Genomic DNA, 19,049 nt, shown 5'->3' with positions numbered 1-19,049 from the left:
AACGGGGCGAATCACGCCGATCGCCGGTCTGTCGGCATCGGGGGAACCGTCCGCTTGTGTTCGGTCGTCCGGTACCGCGCGAGGAGGTCGTCGACGACCTCGCGGTCGAGATCGAGCCGAGAGGCGACCTCGTCGGCCGTCAGTCCCTCGTCGACGGCGAGCCGCAACGCGGGATCGATCACGTCGTAGTCGGCTCCGAGGTCGTCGGCGTCACGCTGCCCGGCGAGCAGTCCCGGAGTCGGCGGCTTCTCGAGGACGAACCCGGGGACCTCGAGCGTCTCGGCGATCGCCCGAACCTCGGTCTTGTAGAGGTGGCCGATCGGGAACAGGTCGGCCGCGCCGTCGCCGTGTTTCGTCAGGTAGCCGAGCAGGTGCTCGCTCCGGTTCGTCGTCCCGCAGACGAGGCGACCGGTCGCGTTGGCGGCGAGGTACGCCAGCGTCATGCGCAGCCGCGCGATCGCGTTCCCGACGAGCGTGGGTTCGTCGTGGAGACCGAAACGGTCGGGCGCGACGTTTCCGAACTGCGCGAGAAGCGGCTGGAGATGGACCGTGTCGTGTTCGATCCCGAGCGCCTCCGCGAGCTCCTCGGCGTCCCGTGCGTGATGGGCACCGACCTTGTTACACGGGAGGATCAGTCCGTAGACCCGGTCGGTCCCGAGCGCCTCGACGGCGATCGCGGCGGTGACCGTCGAGTCGAGCCCGCCGCTCATGTTGATCACGACGCCGTCCGCCCCCGCCGACGAGACCGTCTCGCGAACGAACGAGACGGCACCCTCGAGCGCCGCCGCCGGATCGACGGAATCGGCCGGAGCGGCCGCCGAGCCCTCGTCGTCGGGACGTGGGGTCGAATCGCGGTCGGGTCCGTCCCGCGTGGACGGGTACGGAGCGTCGCCGTCCTCCTCTGTTCCGCTCTCCGGGTCGACGCGCGTGGAGGTGTCCATGGCGTCTCGCCGTCCCGAACGGACGCATAAATACGCTCCGTGGGTATCGTTTAAGGTCGTTCTTCGACGGATCGGAGGGATCCGACGCGCCGGAGGGCTTCGCGATCGGCCGGTCGATCACGAGCCGGCGGGTTCCCGTCCGAGGTCGATGGAAACCGCTCCGTGGGACGAGGAAAACCACACGTTCGTGTGTTCCGGCTATCGAAACTCGTTCGTAAAGAATTATCCGACACTGAATACTGATACAAGTGTATTAGGTGTTTATAACCAAACGTTTATACAGGAATCTGGCTACCTAACGCACATGTCAACAATACAGTTGAGTTCGAGTCAGAAGCGGATCCTCACGTCGCTCGTGAACCTCGTCGACGACGAGGACGGCGTCGTCTGCGGGCGGGAGATCGCCGAGGCGATCGATCGGAATCCCGGAACCGTTCGCAACCGGATGCGGAGCCTCCGCTCGCTCCAGTTGGTCGAGGGCGTTCCGGGTCCCGACGGGGGATACACGCCGACCCCCAACGCCTACGAGACCCTCGGTCTGGACCGGATGGAGGACGCCGAGCCGGTCCCCGTCGTTCACGACGGGTCGCCGATCGACGGGGTCACCGTCAGGGACATCGAGCTTTCCAGCGTCAACAACCCCGAACTGTGCCGCGCGGAGGTCGTCCTGTGCGGGTCGGCCCGGCCCTTCGAGAAGGGTGACCCCGTGACGGTGGGGCCGACGCCGGCCTCGGGGCTCCGCGTCTCCGGAGTCGTCGACGCCGCCGACGTCGACGGCGACACCCTCATGGTACGCGTCGAGTCGATGGAGACGGTCGCCGATCCGACGGAGGCGATCGCCGGCTCGATGGGCGGACGGTCCGCGAGCGACTGATCGGTCGTCCCTACCCGGCGGGCGTACCTCCCGAATCATCCCGAGTCATCCGTCGCCGGATCCGTCGATCCGGTCCCGGATCGCGCCGGTCGCCGCGGCGACTCGCCGAGTGTCGCGGTGACGCTCGCCGAACGCGGCGACCGCGCTCTCGGCGGCCTCCTGGTCGGTCTCGAAGTCGACGCCGTCGTACGCGACGTCCCACAACACGAGCGGTTCCGGCGGTACGGGACCGACGCCGTGCTCACCGGGCACCGGATCGGCGGCGAGGAGTCGGTCGACGAGTTCCGGAGCCGCGATTCCTCGGCCGACGACCTCGACCGTCCCGACGAGGCGACGGACGAGCGCCCGCGGGAACCCCCCGGCGGTCACCTCGACCACGAGGAAGTCGCCCTCCCGGGTCGCGCTCGCCCGAACCTCCCGAACCGTTCCGACGTCGTCACTGGTGAGGTTGTGAAAGTCGTGCTCGCCGGAGAGCCGGGCGAGCGCCCCGTGAACCGCGTCGTCGTCGATGGCGGTCGCCCGAGATCCGACCGCGTCCGCGTCGGAGCCGCCGGACGGCGCGTACAGGAAGTACCGGTACGTCCGCCGGACCGCGTCGTGAGTGGCGTGAAACCCCGCCTCGACGTCGGCGGCCGCCCAGACGCGGATCGATCCGGGGAGCTGCCCGTTGAACGCGCGCGGCGTGAGCCACCTCGGCGCGTCGAACGCGACGGTCTGTGCGGCCGCGGAGACGCCGGCGTCCGTCCGACCCGCTGCGGCGTACCCCGTCGGCGTCGCGTGTGTCGGGCCGTCGCCGCGCTCGATCAGTCCGTGATCGGAGAGCGCGGCGAGCAGCGTCCCCTCGATCGTCTTCGCGTGCGGCTGTCGCTGAAACCCGGCGTACGCGCGGCCGTCGTACGCGACCCGGAACGCCCGGATCACGCCTCGCTTTCGGCCATCGGGACCGTGACGACCGGCACCGACGACGTTCGCACGACCTTCTCCGTGACGCTCCCGAGGAGGACGCGTTTGAGTCCCGTCCGCGTGTGGGTCGGCATCACCACGACGTCGGCTCCCGTGTCCTCGATCGCGTTCTCGATCACGGCGAGCGGCTCGCCGTGGATCACGCTCCCGACGGCGTCGATCCCGGCGTCCGTCAGCTCCCCGACGACCGTCTCGACGCGTCGCTCCGCGCCCGCCTCGACGCGCTCGGCGAACGCGCCGGCACGGGGGCCGGCCAGCGTGTGCTCGAGCGTGTCGACCGCGCTCACGACGTGGACCGTCGCCCCGTACCGCTCGGCGAGGCTGCGGGCGTGCGGGACCGCGGCGTTCGCGGCGCTCCCCGGCGCGACCGGCAGGAGTATGTCGTCGTACATGACCGGAGATGGACCCGCCGGGCGCAAAACGCTACCGGCGGATGGGTAGCGTTTTCCGGCGGGCGGTCCTGTCTCGGACCATGGCACGAGACGTCCACGACCCGGACAATCCGCAGGTAACGCTCCACACCAACCACGGCGACGTCGTCATCGAGCTGTTCGCCGACCGCGCGCCGAGGACGGTCGAGAACTTCCTCGGGCTGGCCCGTCACGACCCCGCCGCCGACGCCGATCCCGCCCGCGACACCAACACGTGGGAGGACCCCGAAAGCGGCGAGGTCCGCGGCGACTCGCTGTACGAGGGGAACGTCTTCCACCGCGTCATCGACGACTTCATGATCCAGGGCGGCGACCCGCTCGAGTCCGGTCGCGGCGGCCCGGGCTACCAGTTCGACGACGAGTTCCACGACGAGTTGACCCACGACGGGCCCGGAATCCTCTCGATGGCCAACTCCGGGCCGAACACCAACGGCTCACAGTTCTTCATCACGCTCGACGCCACGCCGCACCTCGACGGCAAACACGCCGTCTTCGGCCAGGTGATCGAGGGAATGGACGTCGTCGAGGAGATCGGCTCGGTGCCGACCGGCCGCAACGACGAGCCGCGCGACACGGTCTCCATCGACCGGGTCACCGTCGAGGAGTAGGACTCCCGAGGGAATCGTACGCGTTCTCCCGACGGTTCTCCGTTAACTAGATCGCTCGTTACAGGCGAAGAAACGGGCGATCGCCCGAGCGGTGGCGCGCCTCCGAGTGCCCGAGAGGGCACGAGGAGCCCGCGAGGCTGGGGAGGCGTGAGGTGCGGGGCTGTGCGGTGCGGGGTGGGACACAAAGGGGCAGTCGCGATTCCCGCGAACGAAGTGAGCGGGAAGTCGGGAGACGGAGTCTCCCGGAAGGACGAAGCACACCGACGTAAGGACCGCAGGAGCGAACGCAGTGAGCGACGAGGACCGCAACGAGGTGCGCGAGTCCTCGCGACTGGGGCTTTGGAAGTGGTCACCGCAGTCACGGTTACCGCGCCGGCAACGATGTACTCACGATCACACGATCCGTACTACTGGCACTCTTCAGTGACCGGTTGTTTCACGTTAAATCGTGTCCGGAAATAGGGTCTCAACGAAGCCTTTGCGGTCGAAAAACGAATCGGTCCGATCGCTCCACCGACCGCTCCGCCGACCGACCAGCCCGGTCCCGCTCAGCCCTGAACGGTCGTCTTCACGATGCTCACCGGCGCGGGCGACTGTCGGGAGACGCGCTCCGTGACGGAACCGAGCATCCGACGATACTCGCCCGGCCGCGTCTTCGATCCCATCACGGTGAGGTCGATGTCCTCCTCGTCGATGTACCGGAGGATCGTCTCGTCCGGCTTCCCGTACACGAGGTCAGTCACGACCTCGACGCCCGCGCTCTCCGCACGGTCGGCGACCGCCTCCAGCGCCTCGCGGCCGTTCTCCTCGAGGGTCTCCTCCGCGCCCTCCGAGCCGTCCACGAACTCGTCGCCGGAGTAGGCGTTGACGATGTCGCTGTCGACGACGTAGAGCACGTGGAGGGTCGCGCCGTACCGGTCGGCCGCGTCGATGGCGTGGTCGGTCGCGCGGTCGACGCCCTTCGTGCCGTCCGTCGGGAACAGTATTCGGTCGTACATACGCGAGGGTTCGTCCGATAACCGAATAAAACGTGTGCCCGATTCCGAGATCCGGAGACCATCACCGAGTGCTGGATCGGGTACGCCCCGAACGGGTTGCCCGGATCCGGTCCCCGACGGTTCGACGACGCTACAACAGGAAGCGGTCCTCGTGTTCGTCGATGTCGACGAAGTCGTCGACGGCGTCGACGAGTTCGTCGGCCGTGGAGCTGCCGAGGCCGATCGCTTCCACGCGGACGCCCTCGTGTCTGAGGTGCGAACAGAGCCTGGCGAAGTCGCCGTCGCCGGTACACAACACCACGGTGTCGACGTGGTTCGCGAGCGTCACCGCGTCGAGGCTCATCCCCACGTCCCAGTCGGCCTTCTTCGAGCCGTCGGCGAACGTCTTGATGTCCTTGATCTTGGCCTCGAAACCGATGTCGCGTAACGCCTCGAAGAAGCTCTCCTCCTCCGGCGAGTCCGCACGGATCACGTAGGCGATGGCCCGGACCAGCGACCGGTCGCGGACCGCCTCCTCGAGGAGCGCCGAGTAGTCGATGTTCCGGGAGTATCGACTCTGTGCGGAGTGATAGAGGTTCTGTGAGTCGGCGAGGACGCCGACGCGCTGTGCGGGATGAGTGTCGACCATACGTGACCGACCGTCGGCATCGATTAGGGTCTTGGGATCCGGCGCGAGCGCGTGTCGAGTCCGATCTCGTCCCGCCCAGCCGATTTTTAACGGGTGTAGTAACCGTTTTTTATCCGACCGTCGAACGGCCGGTATGGCGAACGACCGCGACGACCGCGACGACCGTGACGGCCGCGCCGCCTGGACACGGGAGGCCGCCGGTCGGATCGAGCGCTCAGACGACGCCGTCGCGCCGATCATCTATCCGCCGGAGACGGACCGATTCGACGGGTTCCACGTCTGGGACACGTGGCCGATGCGGAACCGCGACGGGAGCCTCGCGGAGATCGGCGGCTACCGCGTCGTCTGTGCGCTCACGGCGACCGACGACCTGCTTCCGGGCAAGCGTCACGACGTGGCGTCGATCCACTACTTCACCTCGCCGGACGGCGAGTCGTGGAGCCACGGCGGCCCGCTCTTCTCCGGCGACGCGCTCGGGTCCCGACAGTGGGCCGGCTCCACGATGTACGACGACGGCGAGGTCTACGCCTTCTACACCGCCGCGGGCGAAAGCGACGAGGACGAACTCGCGTACACCCAGCGGATCGCGGGCGCGACCGGCGGAACCGTCGTCGTCGACGACGACGGGCTCCGGATCGACGGCGAGTGGGACCACGAGGTCCTGTTGGAGCCGGACGGCGAGTACTACGAACGCGAGGACCAGTCGCGAGGCATGACCTACACGTTCCGCGACCCGTGGTTCTTCGAGGACCCCGAGAGCGGCGAGACGTACCTCCTCTTCGAGGCGAACACCCCGATACCGGAGGGATCCGACCCCTGTGGGGGCGACGCCGAGGCCGCGTCGTTCAACGGGAGCGTCGGGATCGCGCGCTCGCCGACCGGCGATCCGACCGAGTGGGAACTGGAGCCGCCGCTTCTCGACGCCGTCTGCGTCAATCAGGAGCTGGAACGTCCCCATCTCGTCGTCCGCGACGGCACCTACTACCTGTTCGTCTCCAGTCACCAGCACACGTTCGCGCCGGGGATCGTCGGGTACGACGCGCTGTACGGCTTCGTCGCCGAGGACCTCCGCGGCGAGTACCGGCCGCTGAACGGGCACGGCATGGTGGCGACCAACCCCGCGAACGCGCCGTTCCAGTTGTACTCCTGGACCGCCTACGACCACGGCGACGAGGTACTCGTGGTCAGTTTCTTCAACTACTACGAGTACGTCGGCGCGAGCCTCGACGGGATCGCGGACCTCCCCGAGAGCGAGCAGCGCCGCCGGTTCGGCGGGACGCTCGCCCCGACCCTTCGACTCGGCCTCGACGGAGATCGGACCGAACTGCTCGGAACCCTTCGGCACGGGTCCCTCCCGCTCCCGTCCGAGGAGCTCTCTCCCGTCGACCGCGGCGGCCGGCCGCGCGGGACCGACCGGGACGGCGGTTCCTACCGATCGTAGCCGGTCGAGCCCCGACCGAGATCCCTTTCGATCCAGTCGTCGAGCGCCGGCAGCGATGAAACGTCGATCTGGACGGGTTCGGGCGGCTCCGCGTCCGCGTCGTCGACGACGGCCAGATCCCCGCGAGGTTTCGATCCCGGCTCCGGGTCCGATCCCGTCTCCGGGTCCGGTCCCGGCTCCGCCCCCGTGCCCCCCTTCTTCGACCGGTCTCCGAGGACGACCACGCCCCCACGGGCGAGGGGCGCGATCACGCCCGCCGCGAGCGCCCGCGGGTCCGCGAACGTCGTCCGGACGACGACCCGCGTGCCGGCGTCGACCCCGTGGTCCGCGGCCACGGCCTCCGCTGCGTCGACGAGACGACCGTGCGAGACGTCCTCGTGATCGCCGCGGACGACGGGGTCGTCCGGCGAGACCGTCGACGGCGGCATCGCGGGGTTCTCGCTCCAGAGCTCCTGCTCCCAGTGCGTCGTCTCGGGACGCTCGGGCGGCCCGTCGAAGACGGCGAGGTTCGTTCCGGGCGGCGGGTCGATCGACGGCTCGGCCGCGACGGGGGCCACCACGACCCGGTCGCCGGCGTCGATACCCGCAGCCGGATCGAACCGAACCGCCGCGCCGAGGCCAGCCGCGCCGAGGAACGCCAGCGTGGTGTGAAGCCCCGACGTCGAGTCGACGGCGACCGTCGACCCCTCGCGCGCGCCGAGATAGCGAAGCACGTTCGCCGCCTTGTACGCGTTGGTGATCAGATCGTGAGCGGTTCGCTCACGGCCGTCTGCGGTGACGAGCGCGGGCTCGCGGCTCCGCCGGTCGCGCGCGAGCAGGTCGCCGACGACGTCGAGCGTCACCACGTCAGGGCGCGCCCGCCACCACCATCCGGGAGCCGTCCGCCTCGAACGAGAGCGTGCGGCTCGATTCGGGGTCGACGCGGACCGCGTCGCCGGCCGCGAGCGCGACCGACGCCCCGTCGACGTCCATCGTCGCCTCGCCCTCGAGGAGGACGTACACCTCCTCCTGGCCGTCCTCGGCGTGGTCGTGTTCCATCCCGTCCCAGTCGGCGTCGCCCTCGACGACGGTCACGCCGAGTTCGGCACAGTCGAGCGCCTCGCGCAGGAAGTACATGCCGGGCGCCTTCGGTTCGACGTCGGTGTAGGAGGCTTCGTCGTAGCCCATACCGCACGATGGGGTCGCCATCCCGAAAAACCTACCCTCGGATCGCGTCCGACGTCGCGGTCAGCGGTCCGATCCCGCGAGTCCGCCGGCTTCAGAACGAGCTCTTCAGCTTCTCGAAGAAGCCGCCGCCGACGTCGATGTCCTCGCCGCCGGCCTCCGCGAACGCCTCCAGCGCCTCGCGCTGCTCCTCGTTGAGCGACTCGGGAACGACGACGGCGACCTGGACGTAGAGGTCGCCGCGGCCGCGCCGCCGGAGGTGGGGCATTCCCTTCCCCTTCAGCCGGAACGTCTCGCCGCTCTGGGTGCCCGCCGGCACGTCCATCTCGACGGTGCCGTCGACCGTCTCGACGTCGACCGTGTCGCCGAAGACCGCCTGCGGGAACGAGACCGCCTCGTTGACGCGGAGGTCGTCGCCGTCGCGCTCGAACCGGTCGCCAGCGTCGACGTCGACTTCGATCAGGAGGTCGCCGTTCGGCCCGCCGTTCTCTCCCGGCGCGCCCTCGCGTTCCATCCGGAGGCTCTGTCCCGACTGGATCCCCGCCGGGATCTCGACCGTGAGCGTGGCCTCCTCGCGGACGATCCCGTCGCCGCCGCAGTCGGAGCAGTCCTCGCTGTACACCTCGCCCGTTCCCTCACACCGCGGGCAGGTGGAGGTCTGCTGGACGCGCCCGAGCGGCGTCTGCTGGACCTGTCGGACCTGCCCCTGCCCGTTACACTGCGAACAGGTGCTCACGTCGGCGTCCGGCGGATGTCCGTCGCCGCCGCAGGTGTCACACCGCGTCGGGCGCGTGATCGTGAACTGCTTTTCGGTCCCCTCGAACGCCTCCTCGAGGTCGACCGTGAGTCCGGTCCGGAGGTCGCTGCCCTGGCGCGGACGGTCGTCGCGGCGACCGCCGCGGCCGCCCGGACCGCCGCCACCGCCGAAGAACTGGTTGAAGATGTCCTCGAAGCCGCCGGCTCCGCCGGCGCCCCCGAACGGACCGCCGGCGCCGCCGGGGCCGGCTCCGCCGCCCGTCGCGCCACGTTTGTCGGCCTCGGTGAACCGCTCGTGGCCGAGCTGGTCGTACTGCTGGCGCTTCTGTTCGTCCGTGAGCACCTCCTTGGCCTTCTGTATCCTCTTGAACCGCTCCTCGGCGTCGTCGTCGTCGCTGACGTCGGGGTGGTGTTTCGCGGCCTTCTTCCGGTACGCCTTCTTGATCTCGTCCTCGTCGGCGTCCCGGGAGACACCCAAGACGTCGTAGAAGTTCTCGCTCATGCGTTACGTTGGTTGTTGGAGTGGTCGTAGCTGGGTCGTGTTAAGCGGCGTGGCCGAGGGCGGAACGGTGAGTTACTCCTCGTCGTCCTCGTCGTCGACGTCCTCGAAGTCGGCGTCGACGTACTCCTCGTCGTCCCCCGTACCGTTCGCGCCGGCGCCGCCGGGGCCCGCACCGCCCATGCCGCCGGGGCCCGCACCGCCCATGCCGCCCATACCGCCGGGACCGGCACCGCCCGCGCCGCCCGGACCGGCCTGTGCGGCCTGCTGTTCCTGGTACATCTGCTTGCCGATCTCCTGGAGCTGCTCGGAGAGCGCCTCGGTGACCTCCTCGATCTCCTCGGTCTCGGCGTCCTCGTCCTCCAGCGTCTCTTCGACGTCCTCGATCGCCGCCTCGATGTCGGCGACGAGGTCGTCGTCGACGTCCTCCTCGTTCTCCTCGAGGAGCGTCTCCGCGCGCTGGATCGACGTCTCGGCCTCGTTGCGGGCCTCGATGCGCTCGCGGCGAGCCTCGTCCTCCTCGGCGTGTTTCTCGGCCTCCTCCTGCATCTCCTCGATCTCCTCGTCGGAGAGGCCGACGCCGCCCTCGATGGTGATCGACTCGGCGTTGCCCGAGCCCTGGTCCTCGGCCTCCACGTTGACGATGCCGTTCTCGTCGATGTTGAAGGAGACCTCGATCTGCGGGGTGCCCGCGGGCGCCGGCGGGATGCCCGACAGCTGGAACGCGCCGAGAAGCTCGTTCTCGTCGGCGATCTCGCGTTCGCCCTGGAAGACGCGGACGTTGACGGAGGTCTGGTTGTCCGCGGCCGTGGTGAACACCTTCGACTCCTCGGTCGGGATCGTGGTGTTCTTCTCGATGAGTCGCTCGAAGAGGCCGCCCTTCACCTCGATGCCGAGCGAGAGCGGGGTCACGTCCAGCAACACGATGTCGTCGACGTCGCCGGAGAGCACGCCGCCCTGGACGGCCGCACCGAGCGCGACCGCCTCGTCGGGGTTGACGTTCTTCTTCGGCTCCTGACCGACGAGCTCCTCGACCTTCGACTGGACCTGCGGCATCCGGGTGGAGCCGCCGACGAGGATTACCTCGTCGATGTCGCCCTTGTCGTAGCCGGCGTCGGAGAGGGCCTGCTCCGTCGGCTCGACGGTGCGCTCGAGGAGGTCGGAGGTGAGGTTCTCGAAGGTCGCGCGCGTGACCGACTGCTCGAGGTGGACCGGACCGCTGTCGGTCGCGGTGATGAAGGGGAGGTTGACCGTGGTCTCCTTCTTGTTCGACAGCTCGATCTTCGCCTCCTCGGCGGCGTCCTTCAGCCGCTGGAGCGCCTGCCGGTCCTCCCGCAGGTCGATCCCGTGGTCGTTCTCGAACTCCTCGGCGATGTGGTCGATGAGCGCCTCGTCCCAGTCGTCGCCGCCGAGGTCGTTGTCCCCGTTCGTGGCGACGACCTCGTAGACACCGCCGCCGAGATCCAGGACGCTGACGTCGAACGTCCCGCCCCCGAGGTCGTACACGAGGACGGTCTGGTCCGACTCGTCGTCGAGCCCGTACGCCATGGAGGCGGCGGTCGGCTCGTTGACGATGCGCTCGACGTCGAAGCCGGCGATCTCGCCCGCGTCCTTCGTCGCCTGGCGCTGCTTGTCGTTGAAGTAGGCCGGAACCGTGATCACGGCCTTCTCGACGTCGTCGCCGAGGTACTCCTCGGCGTCGCGTTTGATCTTCTGGAGGATCATCGCCGAGATCTGCTCGGGGCTGTACTCGTCGTCCCCGATCTCGACCGTGTAGTCCTCCTCGCCCATGTGCCGTTTGATCGACTGGATCGTCCGGTCGGGGTTCTGGACGGCCTGGTTCTTCGCCGGCTTCCCGACGAGCCGCTCGCCGTCGTCGGAGAAGGCGACGACGGACGGCGTCGTCCGGTCGCCCTCCGCGTTCGCGATGATCTCGGGCTCGTCGCCCTCCATCACCGCGAAGGCGGAGTTGGTGGTACCGAGGTCGATACCCAGGATCTTGTTAGTCGCCATCTTGCCCACAAATACCGGCTTGTGTCGGTTAAAGGTTACTAGACGGCCCGATATCGGGATCGATTCGATCCCGACTACGTCGTGCGATTTCTCGATCGTGTCACCCACTCACATCGGTGTCTTTATACTGACCCGCAAGCCCAGCCGATCGCGGCGCGACCGCAGGAGCGTCCGACCGACTCGGACCTCGACCGATCCAGGCCCCGAAATCTCGGGCCCGAGGTTCAGATCCCGGAGACGAGGTCCTCGAGCACCGCCGCCGGGTCGTCGGCCTTGGCGACGCCGGACGCGAGGAGGACGCCGGACGCGCCGAGGTCGCCCGCGGCGTCCACGTCGTCGCCGGTGGAGACGCCGGCCCCGCAGAACACGTCGACCGCGGGGTCGACGTCCTCGGCCGCCGCGACCGCGTCCTCGACGATCCCGGGGTCGGCCGTCGCGACGGAGACGTCGCCGCCGATGAGCTCCGGGGGCTCGACGGCGACCGCGTCGGGCGAGAGCGCCGCGGCCGCGCCGATCTGCGCCGGATTGTTCGCACAGACGACCGTCTCCAGGTCGGCCCGCTCGGCCGCCCGGACCGAGCCGTCGACGTCGGCGAGCTTGAGCCGGTTCTCCGAGTGGTTGATGAGCGTCCCCTCGGCCCCGTTGTCGGCGACCGCCTCCGCCAGCGTCGACCCCGTGTGCGAGCCGTGCGCGTTCGGCGAGACGTGCTGGGCCCACGTCTCGACGCCCGTCTCCGCGACGCGGGCGAGGTCGGCGGCCTGCGGGGCGACGCCGATCCGCGCGCCGGACGCCTCGGCGACGTCGCGGGCCGCGGTCGCGACCTCGATCGGATCACAGGGATACGCCTTGAGGTTCACCAGGATGAACATACTCGCGCTAACGTGCGGGGGCGCAAATACCTTCGTGGTCCGTGGAGTTTCGTGGTCGGTGGCGTTTCGGGACCGTTCGGGTTTCGGGACTGCTCAGGTTTCGAGATCGTTCGGGCTTCGGGACCGGTCGGTGCGCTCTCGGAGTCGGTCGAGTCTCCCGGAGTAACACTATTAACCCGCGGGGGAGACCGACACACGAACCCGCGTTTCGACGGGTCCGATATCGCATGTCGCTCATCGAGATCATCTCCGGGGTGGAGGCCCGGGAAGCCACGCTGACGGTGTTCGATCCGGACCCGACCGTCGCCGAGACGCTCGCGGAGCACTTCGCCGACCGCAACCTCCGGGTGGTCGCGGAGCGGCCGGCGGAGGGTCCGACGGGGTACGCCGTGCTCGAGCGCGGCGGCGAGTTCGTGACCGCGACCGCGATCGACGAGCTCCTTCCCGCCGGCGACGACGCTCCCGACGACGACCTCGCCGATGACGGAGCTCGCGCCGACGCCACCCCCCGACGGGTCGGCCGGCCGATCCTCGATCACCTCGACGAGACGCTCTTCACCTCGTACTCGCGCGCGGACATGGTCGCCGCCTCCCGCGAGATCGAGGACCGTGCCTGGCGCGTCGGCGACGGGGAGCTCCACGCGGGGTTCCAGACCCTCGACGTCCTGACCGGCGAGTCGAGCACGTACGACCGGCTCGGCGAGAAGGAACGGCTCGCGGTTCACGCCTACGCCGCCGCGGAGGGCAACGCTCCGGAATCGTCGAGTTTCACCGTCCATATCGCTCGTACCGCGGAGATCCGCGAGACGTGGTTCGTCGCCTACGACGGCGGCGGCTTCGACGGCGCGAAGTGCGTGCTGCTCGCCGAGGAGCGCGAACCCGGACGGTTCTACGGCTTCTGGAGCTACGATCCCGACACGGTCGATCGGGTCATCGACTACCTGACGGACCGGTACTGGGGGTCCGAACCGCGGGACGAAGACGACGCAACGGCCTGAATCCGTACTCCGGCCGTCGAATCCGTCATCCCGGCCGTCGGATCCGTCACCCCGACCGGCGGTGTCTTGAACCGTCCCGGCGTGCAAGGACGGATGATGACCCTCGAGTCGAGCACGCTTCCCCGTTCGCGGCTGCTTTTGGTCGGGGAGGCGACGTGGACGACGCCGTTCGCGGACGCGCTGGAGACGGAGAGCGGAGCGACGGTTCGGGCGGTTTCGACGGGCGCACGCGCGCTCGAAGCGATCCGAACGCGGCGGCCCGACGCCGTCGTCACCACGCACCGGCTGCCCGAGAGCTCCGGGGTCGACCTGGCCCGCTCGATCCGGGACCACGACTCGACGCTCCCCGTGATCGTGGCGACCGCGTACGGAAGCGAGGCGGTCGCGAGCGACGCCGTCGCCGCCGGCGTCAGCGACTACGTGTGCCTCGATCCCGACGACGACCCGGTCCCGAAACTTCTCGATCGGATCGGGAGCACGCTCGAGAAGGCGATCGAGACTGCGCGACGCGAGCGCGCTCGACACGACCGCGCCAGGCAGTTCGACGCGATATTCCACGACGCGCGGACCGCGACGTGGGTGCTCGACGCCGACGGGTCGGTCGATCGGATGAACGGGACCGCTCGCGAGTTGTCGCGCGCCCGCATCACGTCGGGAACGGCCGCCGCCGACGGTCCGGGCGAGGCGGCCGAGACCGCCGACGGACCCCTCTGGGACCTCCCGCGCTGGGCGGACGCCGATCACGTCCGGGAGGACGTGAGAGGGGTGGTCGAGACCGCGCTCGACGGCGGTTTCGGTCGCGCCGTCGTCATCCACGAGCCCGACGGCGACGACCGAGCCGTGATCGAACTGTCCGCGCGTCCGGTCACGGACGACCGCGGCGAGTTGATCTCCGTCGTCGTCGAGGGGGTCGACGTCACGGACCACGCCGACGTGGAGCGCGACCTCCGCCGGTCGGAGGAGCTCCATCGGGTCACGCTCAACAACATGACCGACACGGTCCTCATCACCGACGAGGACGGTGAGTACACCTACGTCTGTCCCAACGTCCACTTCATCTTCGGATACACCGCGGAGGAGATCCGCGAACTCGGCACCATCGACGACCTCCTGGGCGAGGACCTCTTCGACCGGGAGGCCCTCGCGGCGGAGGGCGTGTTGAAGAACATCGAGTGTACGGTGAAAGACGAGGCGGGACGCGAGCACACGCTCCTGGTCAACGTCCGGGAGGTGTCCATCCAGGACGGGACCCTGCTGTACAGCTGTCGTGACATCACCAAGCGCAAACAGCGTGAACGGGCGCTCGCAACCCTCCAGGAGACGGCACGCGAGTTCCTGTACGCCGGAACCGACGCGGAGATCGCCCGGCGCGTCACGGCGGACGCCCCGGACGTGCTCGGACTCGATGCGGGGGCGGTGTATCGGTTCGAGCCCGACGCCAACGTGCTCCGTCCGATCGCGTACTCCGCCGGGATGCGGGAGGTCCACGGCCCGCCATCGCCGGTCGATGCGGACGGCGAGACGCTCGTGGGCCACGCGTTCGTCGAGGACGAGCGGCTGTTCCTCGACGACGTCCACGCCGACGATCGGCTCGCGGACCGGTCGACGGACCTCCGAAGTGCCGCGTTCATCCCGCTCGGGGAGAACGGCGTGTTCGTCGTCGGGACGACCGCGGTCGGCGCGTTCGACGAAGTGACGCGGGAGCTCGCCGACCTGCTCGCGGCGACCGCCGAGGCCGCGTTCGACCGCATCGATCGGGAGGAGCGGCTCCGCGAACAGGACCGGGAGCTGCAGCGACGAAACGATCGGCTCACGGCGTTGAACCGCATCAACGAGACGATCCGGGAGGTCGACGGCGCGCTCGTTCGCGCGGAGACCCGCGAGGAGATCGAACACGCGGTCTGTGAGCTGTTGACCGGGGACGACCGGTTCCGGTTCGCGTGGATCGGGTCGGCGGAGGCTGCCGGCGGGAGCCTCACCCCGCGTGCGTGGGCCGGCACGGGGCGGGGATACCTCGACGAGCAGTCCGTCCCGGTGACCGTCGGCGACGGCGAACCCGCCGGGCGGACCGCAGCGACGGGCGAGGTGACCGTGATCGGGAACGTCCCGGGCGGACTCCGCGAGGAGGAGTGGCGCAAGGCCGCGGTCTCGCGGGACTACCTCTCCGCGATCAGCGTGCCGCTCGTCTACAACGAGCTGACGTACGGCGTGCTCACCGTCTACGCCGGGGAGCGGGAGGCGTTCTCCGGAATGATCCGGGAGGTCTTCACCGAGCTCGGCGAGACGATCGCCTCCGCGATGGGCGCGATCGAGCGGAAGAACGCGCTGGTGACGACGTCGACGACGCGCGTCGAGTTCGCCGTCGACGACCCGTCGTTCCTCCTCTCGCGGCTGGCGCGTGACGCCTCGTGTACGGTGGCCTATCAGGGCGGCGCACGTCAGACGGAGAAGGGTAGCTACGTCTTCGTCGACGTGGACGGGACGGCCGTCGAGGCGGTCGCGGCGGTCGCACGGGAGCTCCTCGTGGTGGAGTCCGTCCGGGAGATCAACGCGACGGAGGCGGGGGGCGTGTTGCGGTTGCGGCTCTCGCGACCCTTCCTCGCACAGGAGCTGGCCGACCACGGGGTCGTGTTTCACAGCGCGTCCGCCACGCCGTCGTCGACGAGCGTCGTCGTCGACGTTCCCGAGGGCGTCGACGTCTCACGGATCGGCCGTCTCCTGGAGGAGACCTTCGAGGGGACGCGGCTCGTCTCGAAGCGGACCCGGGACCGAACGGCCGAGGACGACCTCCACTCGCGGTTCCTCGGCGAGCTGACCGACCGACAGCTCGAGGTGATCCAGACCGCGTACTACGCCGGGTTCTTCGAGTCGCCGCGGGAGCGCTCCGGCGAGGAGATCGCCGAGACGCTCGACGTCTCCTCGTCCGCGTTCTACCAACACGCCCGTGCGGTCCAGCGAAAGCTCTTCTCCGCGCTCTTCGATGACCGGAACGCCGACGTCGTCGAGTCGACCTAGGGGAGCGAGGTTGGTTCAGTATCCAACAGAGTAAACGAGATCGGGTTGGATATTGAACCACACGTTACTCGTGTCTCCCGCCGCTACCGTCCGGTAGAGCATCCGGCCAACGGTGCTCGCGTATCACCATGAGAGACGTGACCCAACGAGTCGGTAGAGAGGCCGCCTACGAGTGTTTCGATTGCGGGAACGTCGTCGACGGGGCGAATCCGGGCACCTGTCCCGAGTGCGGGAGCACGATGCGGAACCGCGGGACGCCGCTCGAGTAAGCGCTCAGTCCTTCCGTTTGACCACGTCGCCGAGCGTCATCGTGCCCGCGTCGTTCGACTCCCAGTCGGCGTCGACCTCCTCGCCCTCGACGAGCGAGACGTCGAGCGCGCGCTCGAGCTTTCGCTGGATCTCGTCGGTGGGAAGCGTGTCGCCGCGCTCGAGCTTCCGGATCAGGCTCGCCTTCTCGTTGAGGTCGTCGGCGAGCTCCTCCTGGCTCAACCCCTTCGACTCCCGGGCCTTCCGGATGCGGTCGTCGTAGTCGGTGACGATCTCCTCCATGTCGTCGAACATGTCGCGAGGACGCTGCGAACCGCCCGACGAACCGCCGGTGCCGCTCGAGGAGGAGGACGAAGACGACGAGGTCCCGGAGCTGGAGCTCGTCGAGTACTTGCTCCCCGCCGAACTGCTCGGCTCCTCGCGGACCTCCGTGCCGAAGTCCGTACAGGAGCTACACAGCTCCAACTCGGCGCCTTCGACCTTCGTCGTCGTCAGCGAGGCCTGCTCGGCACCACACATTTCACACTGGGGCATACGCGACGGTAACGCAGCCGGTCGTATAAAGGGTGCGCCGCGACGAGCCGGCGGCCACCGACTCGACGGCGAGGGGAGCGGTCCCGACGGGTCCCGGTTCCCGGATCGCCGGCCCGCCACGGGACTTATGCCTCGGGCGAGGAGACTGAACGTATGGAGTACACGACGCTCGGGAGCACGGGAACGACCGTGAGCCGGCTCTGCCTCGGCTGTATGAGCTTCGGGAGCGGACACGACTGGATGCTCGATCCCGAGGAGGGCCGGGAGCTGATCGAGCGCGCGCTCGACCTCGGGATCACCTTCTTCGACACCGCGAACGTCTATTCGAACGGCGAGAGCGAGGAGATCCTCGGGGACGTGCTCGACGAGTACGACCGGGACCGTCAGGTCGTCGCCACCAAGGTGTACGGCGAGATGGACGAGTCGAACCCCAACTCCGGCGGGCTCTCCCGGAAGGCGATAGAACAGGAGCTCGAGCACAGCCTCGACCGGCTCGGGATGGAGACGGTCGACCTCTACCAGATCCATCGCTGGGACTACGACACCCCGATCGAGGAGACGCTCGCCGCCCTCGACGACGCGGTCCGTCGCGGGCAGGTCCGCCACGTCGGGGCGTCGTCGATGTGGGCCCACCAGTTCGCCGAGGCGCTCCACACCAGCGACCGCGAGGGATACGAGCGGTTCGCCACCATGCAGAACCTCTACAACCTCGCGTACCGCGAGGAGGAACGCGAGATGCTCCCGCTCTGCGATCGGGAGGGGATCGGCGTGATGCCCTGGAGCCCGGTCGGCGCGGGCTACCTGACGCGCCCCTACGAGGCGGACGACGCGACCACGCGCGGGGAACACGAGACCGACGTCGGCCGACCGTACCGCGAGGGGGGCGGCGAGGAGGTCAACGCCCGCGTCGAGGAGCTCGCGGACGAGAAGGGCGTGAAGATGGCACAGATCGCGCTCGCGTGGGTGGCCGGGAAGGACGTCGTCGACGCGCCGATCGTGGGAACCTCGAGCGTCGAACACCTCGAGGACGCGGTGGAAGCGCTCGACGTCGACCTCACCGAGTCCGACGTGGAGTGGCTGGAGGAGCCCTACGAGCCGGTCCGCGTCTCCGGCCACGAGTGAGCGGTTCGGGCGATCGGGAGCGGTCGGCGACCCTTCCGCTCCGCGACCGATGTCGTGGGTCGCCGTAACACACTTAAGAACACGCTCTATACCCACACCCAGTGGCATCCCGACAGGGCGGGCCGGGGAGCGCCGATACACCCCGTCCCGGATCGACGGAGCGTCGCACCGCGTCCACGACCGCGCCGCCGGGTCGGAGCCGGCGGGCGACGACGGCCGGCTCCCTCCCGCCGGAGCCGCGGAGCCCCCGACCCGCGGTCGCCCGATCGCCGGAGGATCCTCCGCTCCGGGACCCGAGTCTGTACGCGCTCACGGACCACTTCCGGAAGCGACTCGAACAGCCCGGGAGGTACGTCTCCACGCGGACCGTCACCGACGCGATCCGCCGCGGGCAACTCCGGTGGAACCGGACCGACGGCTGGCGGTTCGCGCTCGTCGAGGGCGGGATCCGGTTCGTCGTCGTCGTGGGCGACACCGAGACCGACTCGCCGGTCGTCGTCACCGGTTGGACCGAGGTGGCGGACCGCGAGGCCGCCCTGGAGGCGGGGCGGTTCGACCCGGTCGACGTCGACACCATCGCCCTCCGGGCCGCGCTGAGCGAGGCGTCCGAGACGGCGATACCCGACCGGATCCGCCCGCGTGCAGTCACGCGTCCGTTCGTCGTCGGGGGACACCGGCTGGAGACCGACCCCGGTGAGCCGTTCGTCCGCTGTGTCGAGTGCGGCTGTCGGTTCCGGTCGAAGGAGGCGATCACCTCGCGGCGCTGTCACGGACCGTCCCCTGGACGGTAGACGGGGGATCCGACCCGAACTCGTCGAAACCCGTACCGTCGACTTCGGGATCCCGGTCTTCCGGATCAGCGTCGACCGACCTCTGGTGACTTCACTTCTGCGGTGGCGTGTGCCCGCGAGCGCCCGACAGGGCGCGA

The 19,049-nt window shown here is 69.2% G+C and carries 19 protein-coding genes; 8 read left to right on the top strand and 11 right to left on the bottom strand.

Going from position 1 to position 19,049, the window contains the following annotated elements:
* Positions 1–11 precede the first annotated feature (11 nt).
* Positions 12–941: an NAD+ synthase gene (locus OKW78_RS12095; RefSeq protein WP_281195411.1), complete on the bottom strand. Its 930-nt coding sequence runs from the start codon at positions 939–941 to the stop codon at positions 12–14.
* 304 nt (positions 942–1,245) lie between these two features.
* Between OKW78_RS12095 and OKW78_RS12090 the strand changes: the two genes are divergently transcribed.
* Positions 1,246–1,815, top strand: a complete 570-nt coding sequence (locus OKW78_RS12090) for a TrmB family transcriptional regulator (protein WP_281195410.1) — start codon at positions 1,246–1,248, stop codon at positions 1,813–1,815.
* Positions 1,816–1,860: 45 nt separating this feature from the next.
* On the opposite strand, the gene truA is transcribed toward OKW78_RS12090, so the two are convergent.
* Positions 1,861–2,733: a tRNA pseudouridine(38-40) synthase TruA gene (gene truA / locus OKW78_RS12085; protein ID WP_281195523.1), complete on the bottom strand. Its 873-nt coding sequence runs from the start codon at positions 2,731–2,733 to the stop codon at positions 1,861–1,863.
* Positions 2,733–3,170, bottom strand: coding sequence for a universal stress protein (locus OKW78_RS12080; RefSeq protein ID WP_281195409.1), 438 nt, complete (start codon positions 3,168–3,170; stop codon positions 2,733–2,735). The genes truA and OKW78_RS12080 overlap by 1 nt, the downstream gene beginning before the upstream one ends.
* A gap of 80 nt (positions 3,171–3,250) precedes the next feature.
* On the opposite strand from OKW78_RS12080, the gene OKW78_RS12075 reads away from it, so the two are divergent.
* Entirely contained in the window at positions 3,251–3,817 is a 567-nt protein-coding gene (locus OKW78_RS12075) for a peptidylprolyl isomerase (RefSeq protein WP_281195408.1), read from the top strand.
* Positions 3,818–4,365: 548 nt separating this feature from the next.
* On the opposite strand, the gene OKW78_RS12070 is transcribed toward OKW78_RS12075, so the two are convergent.
* Together OKW78_RS12070 and OKW78_RS12065 are read right to left on the bottom strand one after the other, a co-directional pair.
* Positions 4,366–4,815: a universal stress protein gene (locus OKW78_RS12070; RefSeq protein WP_281195407.1), complete on the bottom strand. Its 450-nt coding sequence runs from the start codon at positions 4,813–4,815 to the stop codon at positions 4,366–4,368.
* Between the two features lie 130 nt (positions 4,816–4,945).
* Positions 4,946–5,443: an NYN domain-containing protein gene (locus OKW78_RS12065; RefSeq protein WP_281195406.1), complete on the bottom strand. Its 498-nt coding sequence runs from the start codon at positions 5,441–5,443 to the stop codon at positions 4,946–4,948.
* 133 nt (positions 5,444–5,576) lie between these two features.
* On the opposite strand from OKW78_RS12065, the gene OKW78_RS12060 reads away from it, so the two are divergent.
* The gene (locus tag OKW78_RS12060) at positions 5,577–6,884 is read left to right on the top strand and encodes a glycoside hydrolase family 68 protein (protein WP_281195405.1); all 1,308 of its coding nucleotides are present in this window, start codon (positions 5,577–5,579) and stop codon (positions 6,882–6,884) included.
* Here OKW78_RS12060 and OKW78_RS12055 read toward each other — a convergent pair.
* The 5 genes from OKW78_RS12055 to tpiA all read right to left on the bottom strand — a co-directional run bounded on the left by OKW78_RS12055 (position 6,872) and on the right by tpiA (position 12,185).
* Positions 6,872–7,729, bottom strand: a complete 858-nt coding sequence (locus OKW78_RS12055; RefSeq protein WP_281195404.1) for a hypothetical protein — start codon at positions 7,727–7,729, stop codon at positions 6,872–6,874. The two genes, OKW78_RS12060 and OKW78_RS12055, sit on opposite strands and share 13 nt — an antisense overlap.
* Before the next feature lies 1 nt (position 7,730).
* Positions 7,731–8,051 carry a cupin domain-containing protein gene (locus OKW78_RS12050; RefSeq protein ID WP_281195403.1) on the bottom strand — a complete coding sequence of 107 codons (321 nt, stop codon included), beginning with the start codon at positions 8,049–8,051 and terminating at the stop codon, positions 7,731–7,733.
* Between the two features lie 91 nt (positions 8,052–8,142).
* Positions 8,143–9,306, bottom strand: coding sequence for a molecular chaperone DnaJ (dnaJ, locus tag OKW78_RS12045; RefSeq protein ID WP_281195402.1), 1,164 nt, complete (start codon positions 9,304–9,306; stop codon positions 8,143–8,145).
* Positions 9,307–9,378: 72 nt separating this feature from the next.
* On the bottom strand, positions 9,379–11,316 hold the full coding sequence (dnaK, locus tag OKW78_RS12040) for a molecular chaperone DnaK (RefSeq protein WP_281195401.1): 1,938 nt from the start codon (positions 11,314–11,316) through the stop codon (positions 9,379–9,381).
* A gap of 224 nt (positions 11,317–11,540) precedes the next feature.
* On the bottom strand, positions 11,541–12,185 hold the full coding sequence (gene tpiA / locus OKW78_RS12035; protein ID WP_122105985.1) for a triose-phosphate isomerase: 645 nt from the start codon (positions 12,183–12,185) through the stop codon (positions 11,541–11,543).
* A gap of 227 nt (positions 12,186–12,412) precedes the next feature.
* On the opposite strand from tpiA, the gene OKW78_RS12030 reads away from it, so the two are divergent.
* From OKW78_RS12030 to OKW78_RS12020, 3 genes are all read left to right on the top strand, one after another.
* The gene (locus tag OKW78_RS12030) at positions 12,413–13,183 is read left to right on the top strand and encodes a DICT sensory domain-containing protein (protein WP_281195400.1); all 771 of its coding nucleotides are present in this window, start codon (positions 12,413–12,415) and stop codon (positions 13,181–13,183) included.
* 96 nt (positions 13,184–13,279) lie between these two features.
* On the top strand, positions 13,280–16,198 hold the full coding sequence (locus OKW78_RS12025; RefSeq protein ID WP_281195399.1) for a bacterio-opsin activator domain-containing protein: 2,919 nt from the start codon (positions 13,280–13,282) through the stop codon (positions 16,196–16,198).
* Positions 16,199–16,326: 128 nt separating this feature from the next.
* Entirely contained in the window at positions 16,327–16,467 is a 141-nt protein-coding gene (locus tag OKW78_RS12020) for a rubrerythrin-like domain-containing protein (RefSeq protein WP_281195398.1), read from the top strand.
* Positions 16,468–16,471: 4 nt separating this feature from the next.
* Here OKW78_RS12020 and OKW78_RS12015 read toward each other — a convergent pair whose 3' ends face one another.
* Positions 16,472–16,999: a multiprotein bridging factor aMBF1 gene (locus OKW78_RS12015; RefSeq protein WP_281195397.1), complete on the bottom strand. Its 528-nt coding sequence runs from the start codon at positions 16,997–16,999 to the stop codon at positions 16,472–16,474.
* 153 nt (positions 17,000–17,152) lie between these two features.
* Between OKW78_RS12015 and OKW78_RS12010 the strand changes: the two genes are divergently transcribed.
* Both OKW78_RS12010 and OKW78_RS12005 read left to right on the top strand, forming a co-directional pair.
* Positions 17,153–18,121 carry an aldo/keto reductase gene (locus tag OKW78_RS12010; RefSeq protein ID WP_281195396.1) on the top strand — a complete coding sequence of 323 codons (969 nt, stop codon included), beginning with the start codon at positions 17,153–17,155 and terminating at the stop codon, positions 18,119–18,121.
* A 101-nt stretch (positions 18,122–18,222) separates the two neighbouring features.
* Positions 18,223–18,912, top strand: a complete 690-nt coding sequence (locus OKW78_RS12005) for a hypothetical protein (RefSeq protein ID WP_281195395.1) — start codon at positions 18,223–18,225, stop codon at positions 18,910–18,912.
* Positions 18,913–19,049 lie beyond the last annotated feature (137 nt).

The organism is Halorubrum sp. F4 (assembly GCF_027257195.1).
Classification (GTDB): Archaea; Halobacteriota; Halobacteria; order Halobacteriales; family Haloferacaceae; genus Halorubrum.
Note: the sequence above shows the minus strand (reverse complement) of the source record. Positions and strands in the feature narration are given on the sequence as shown.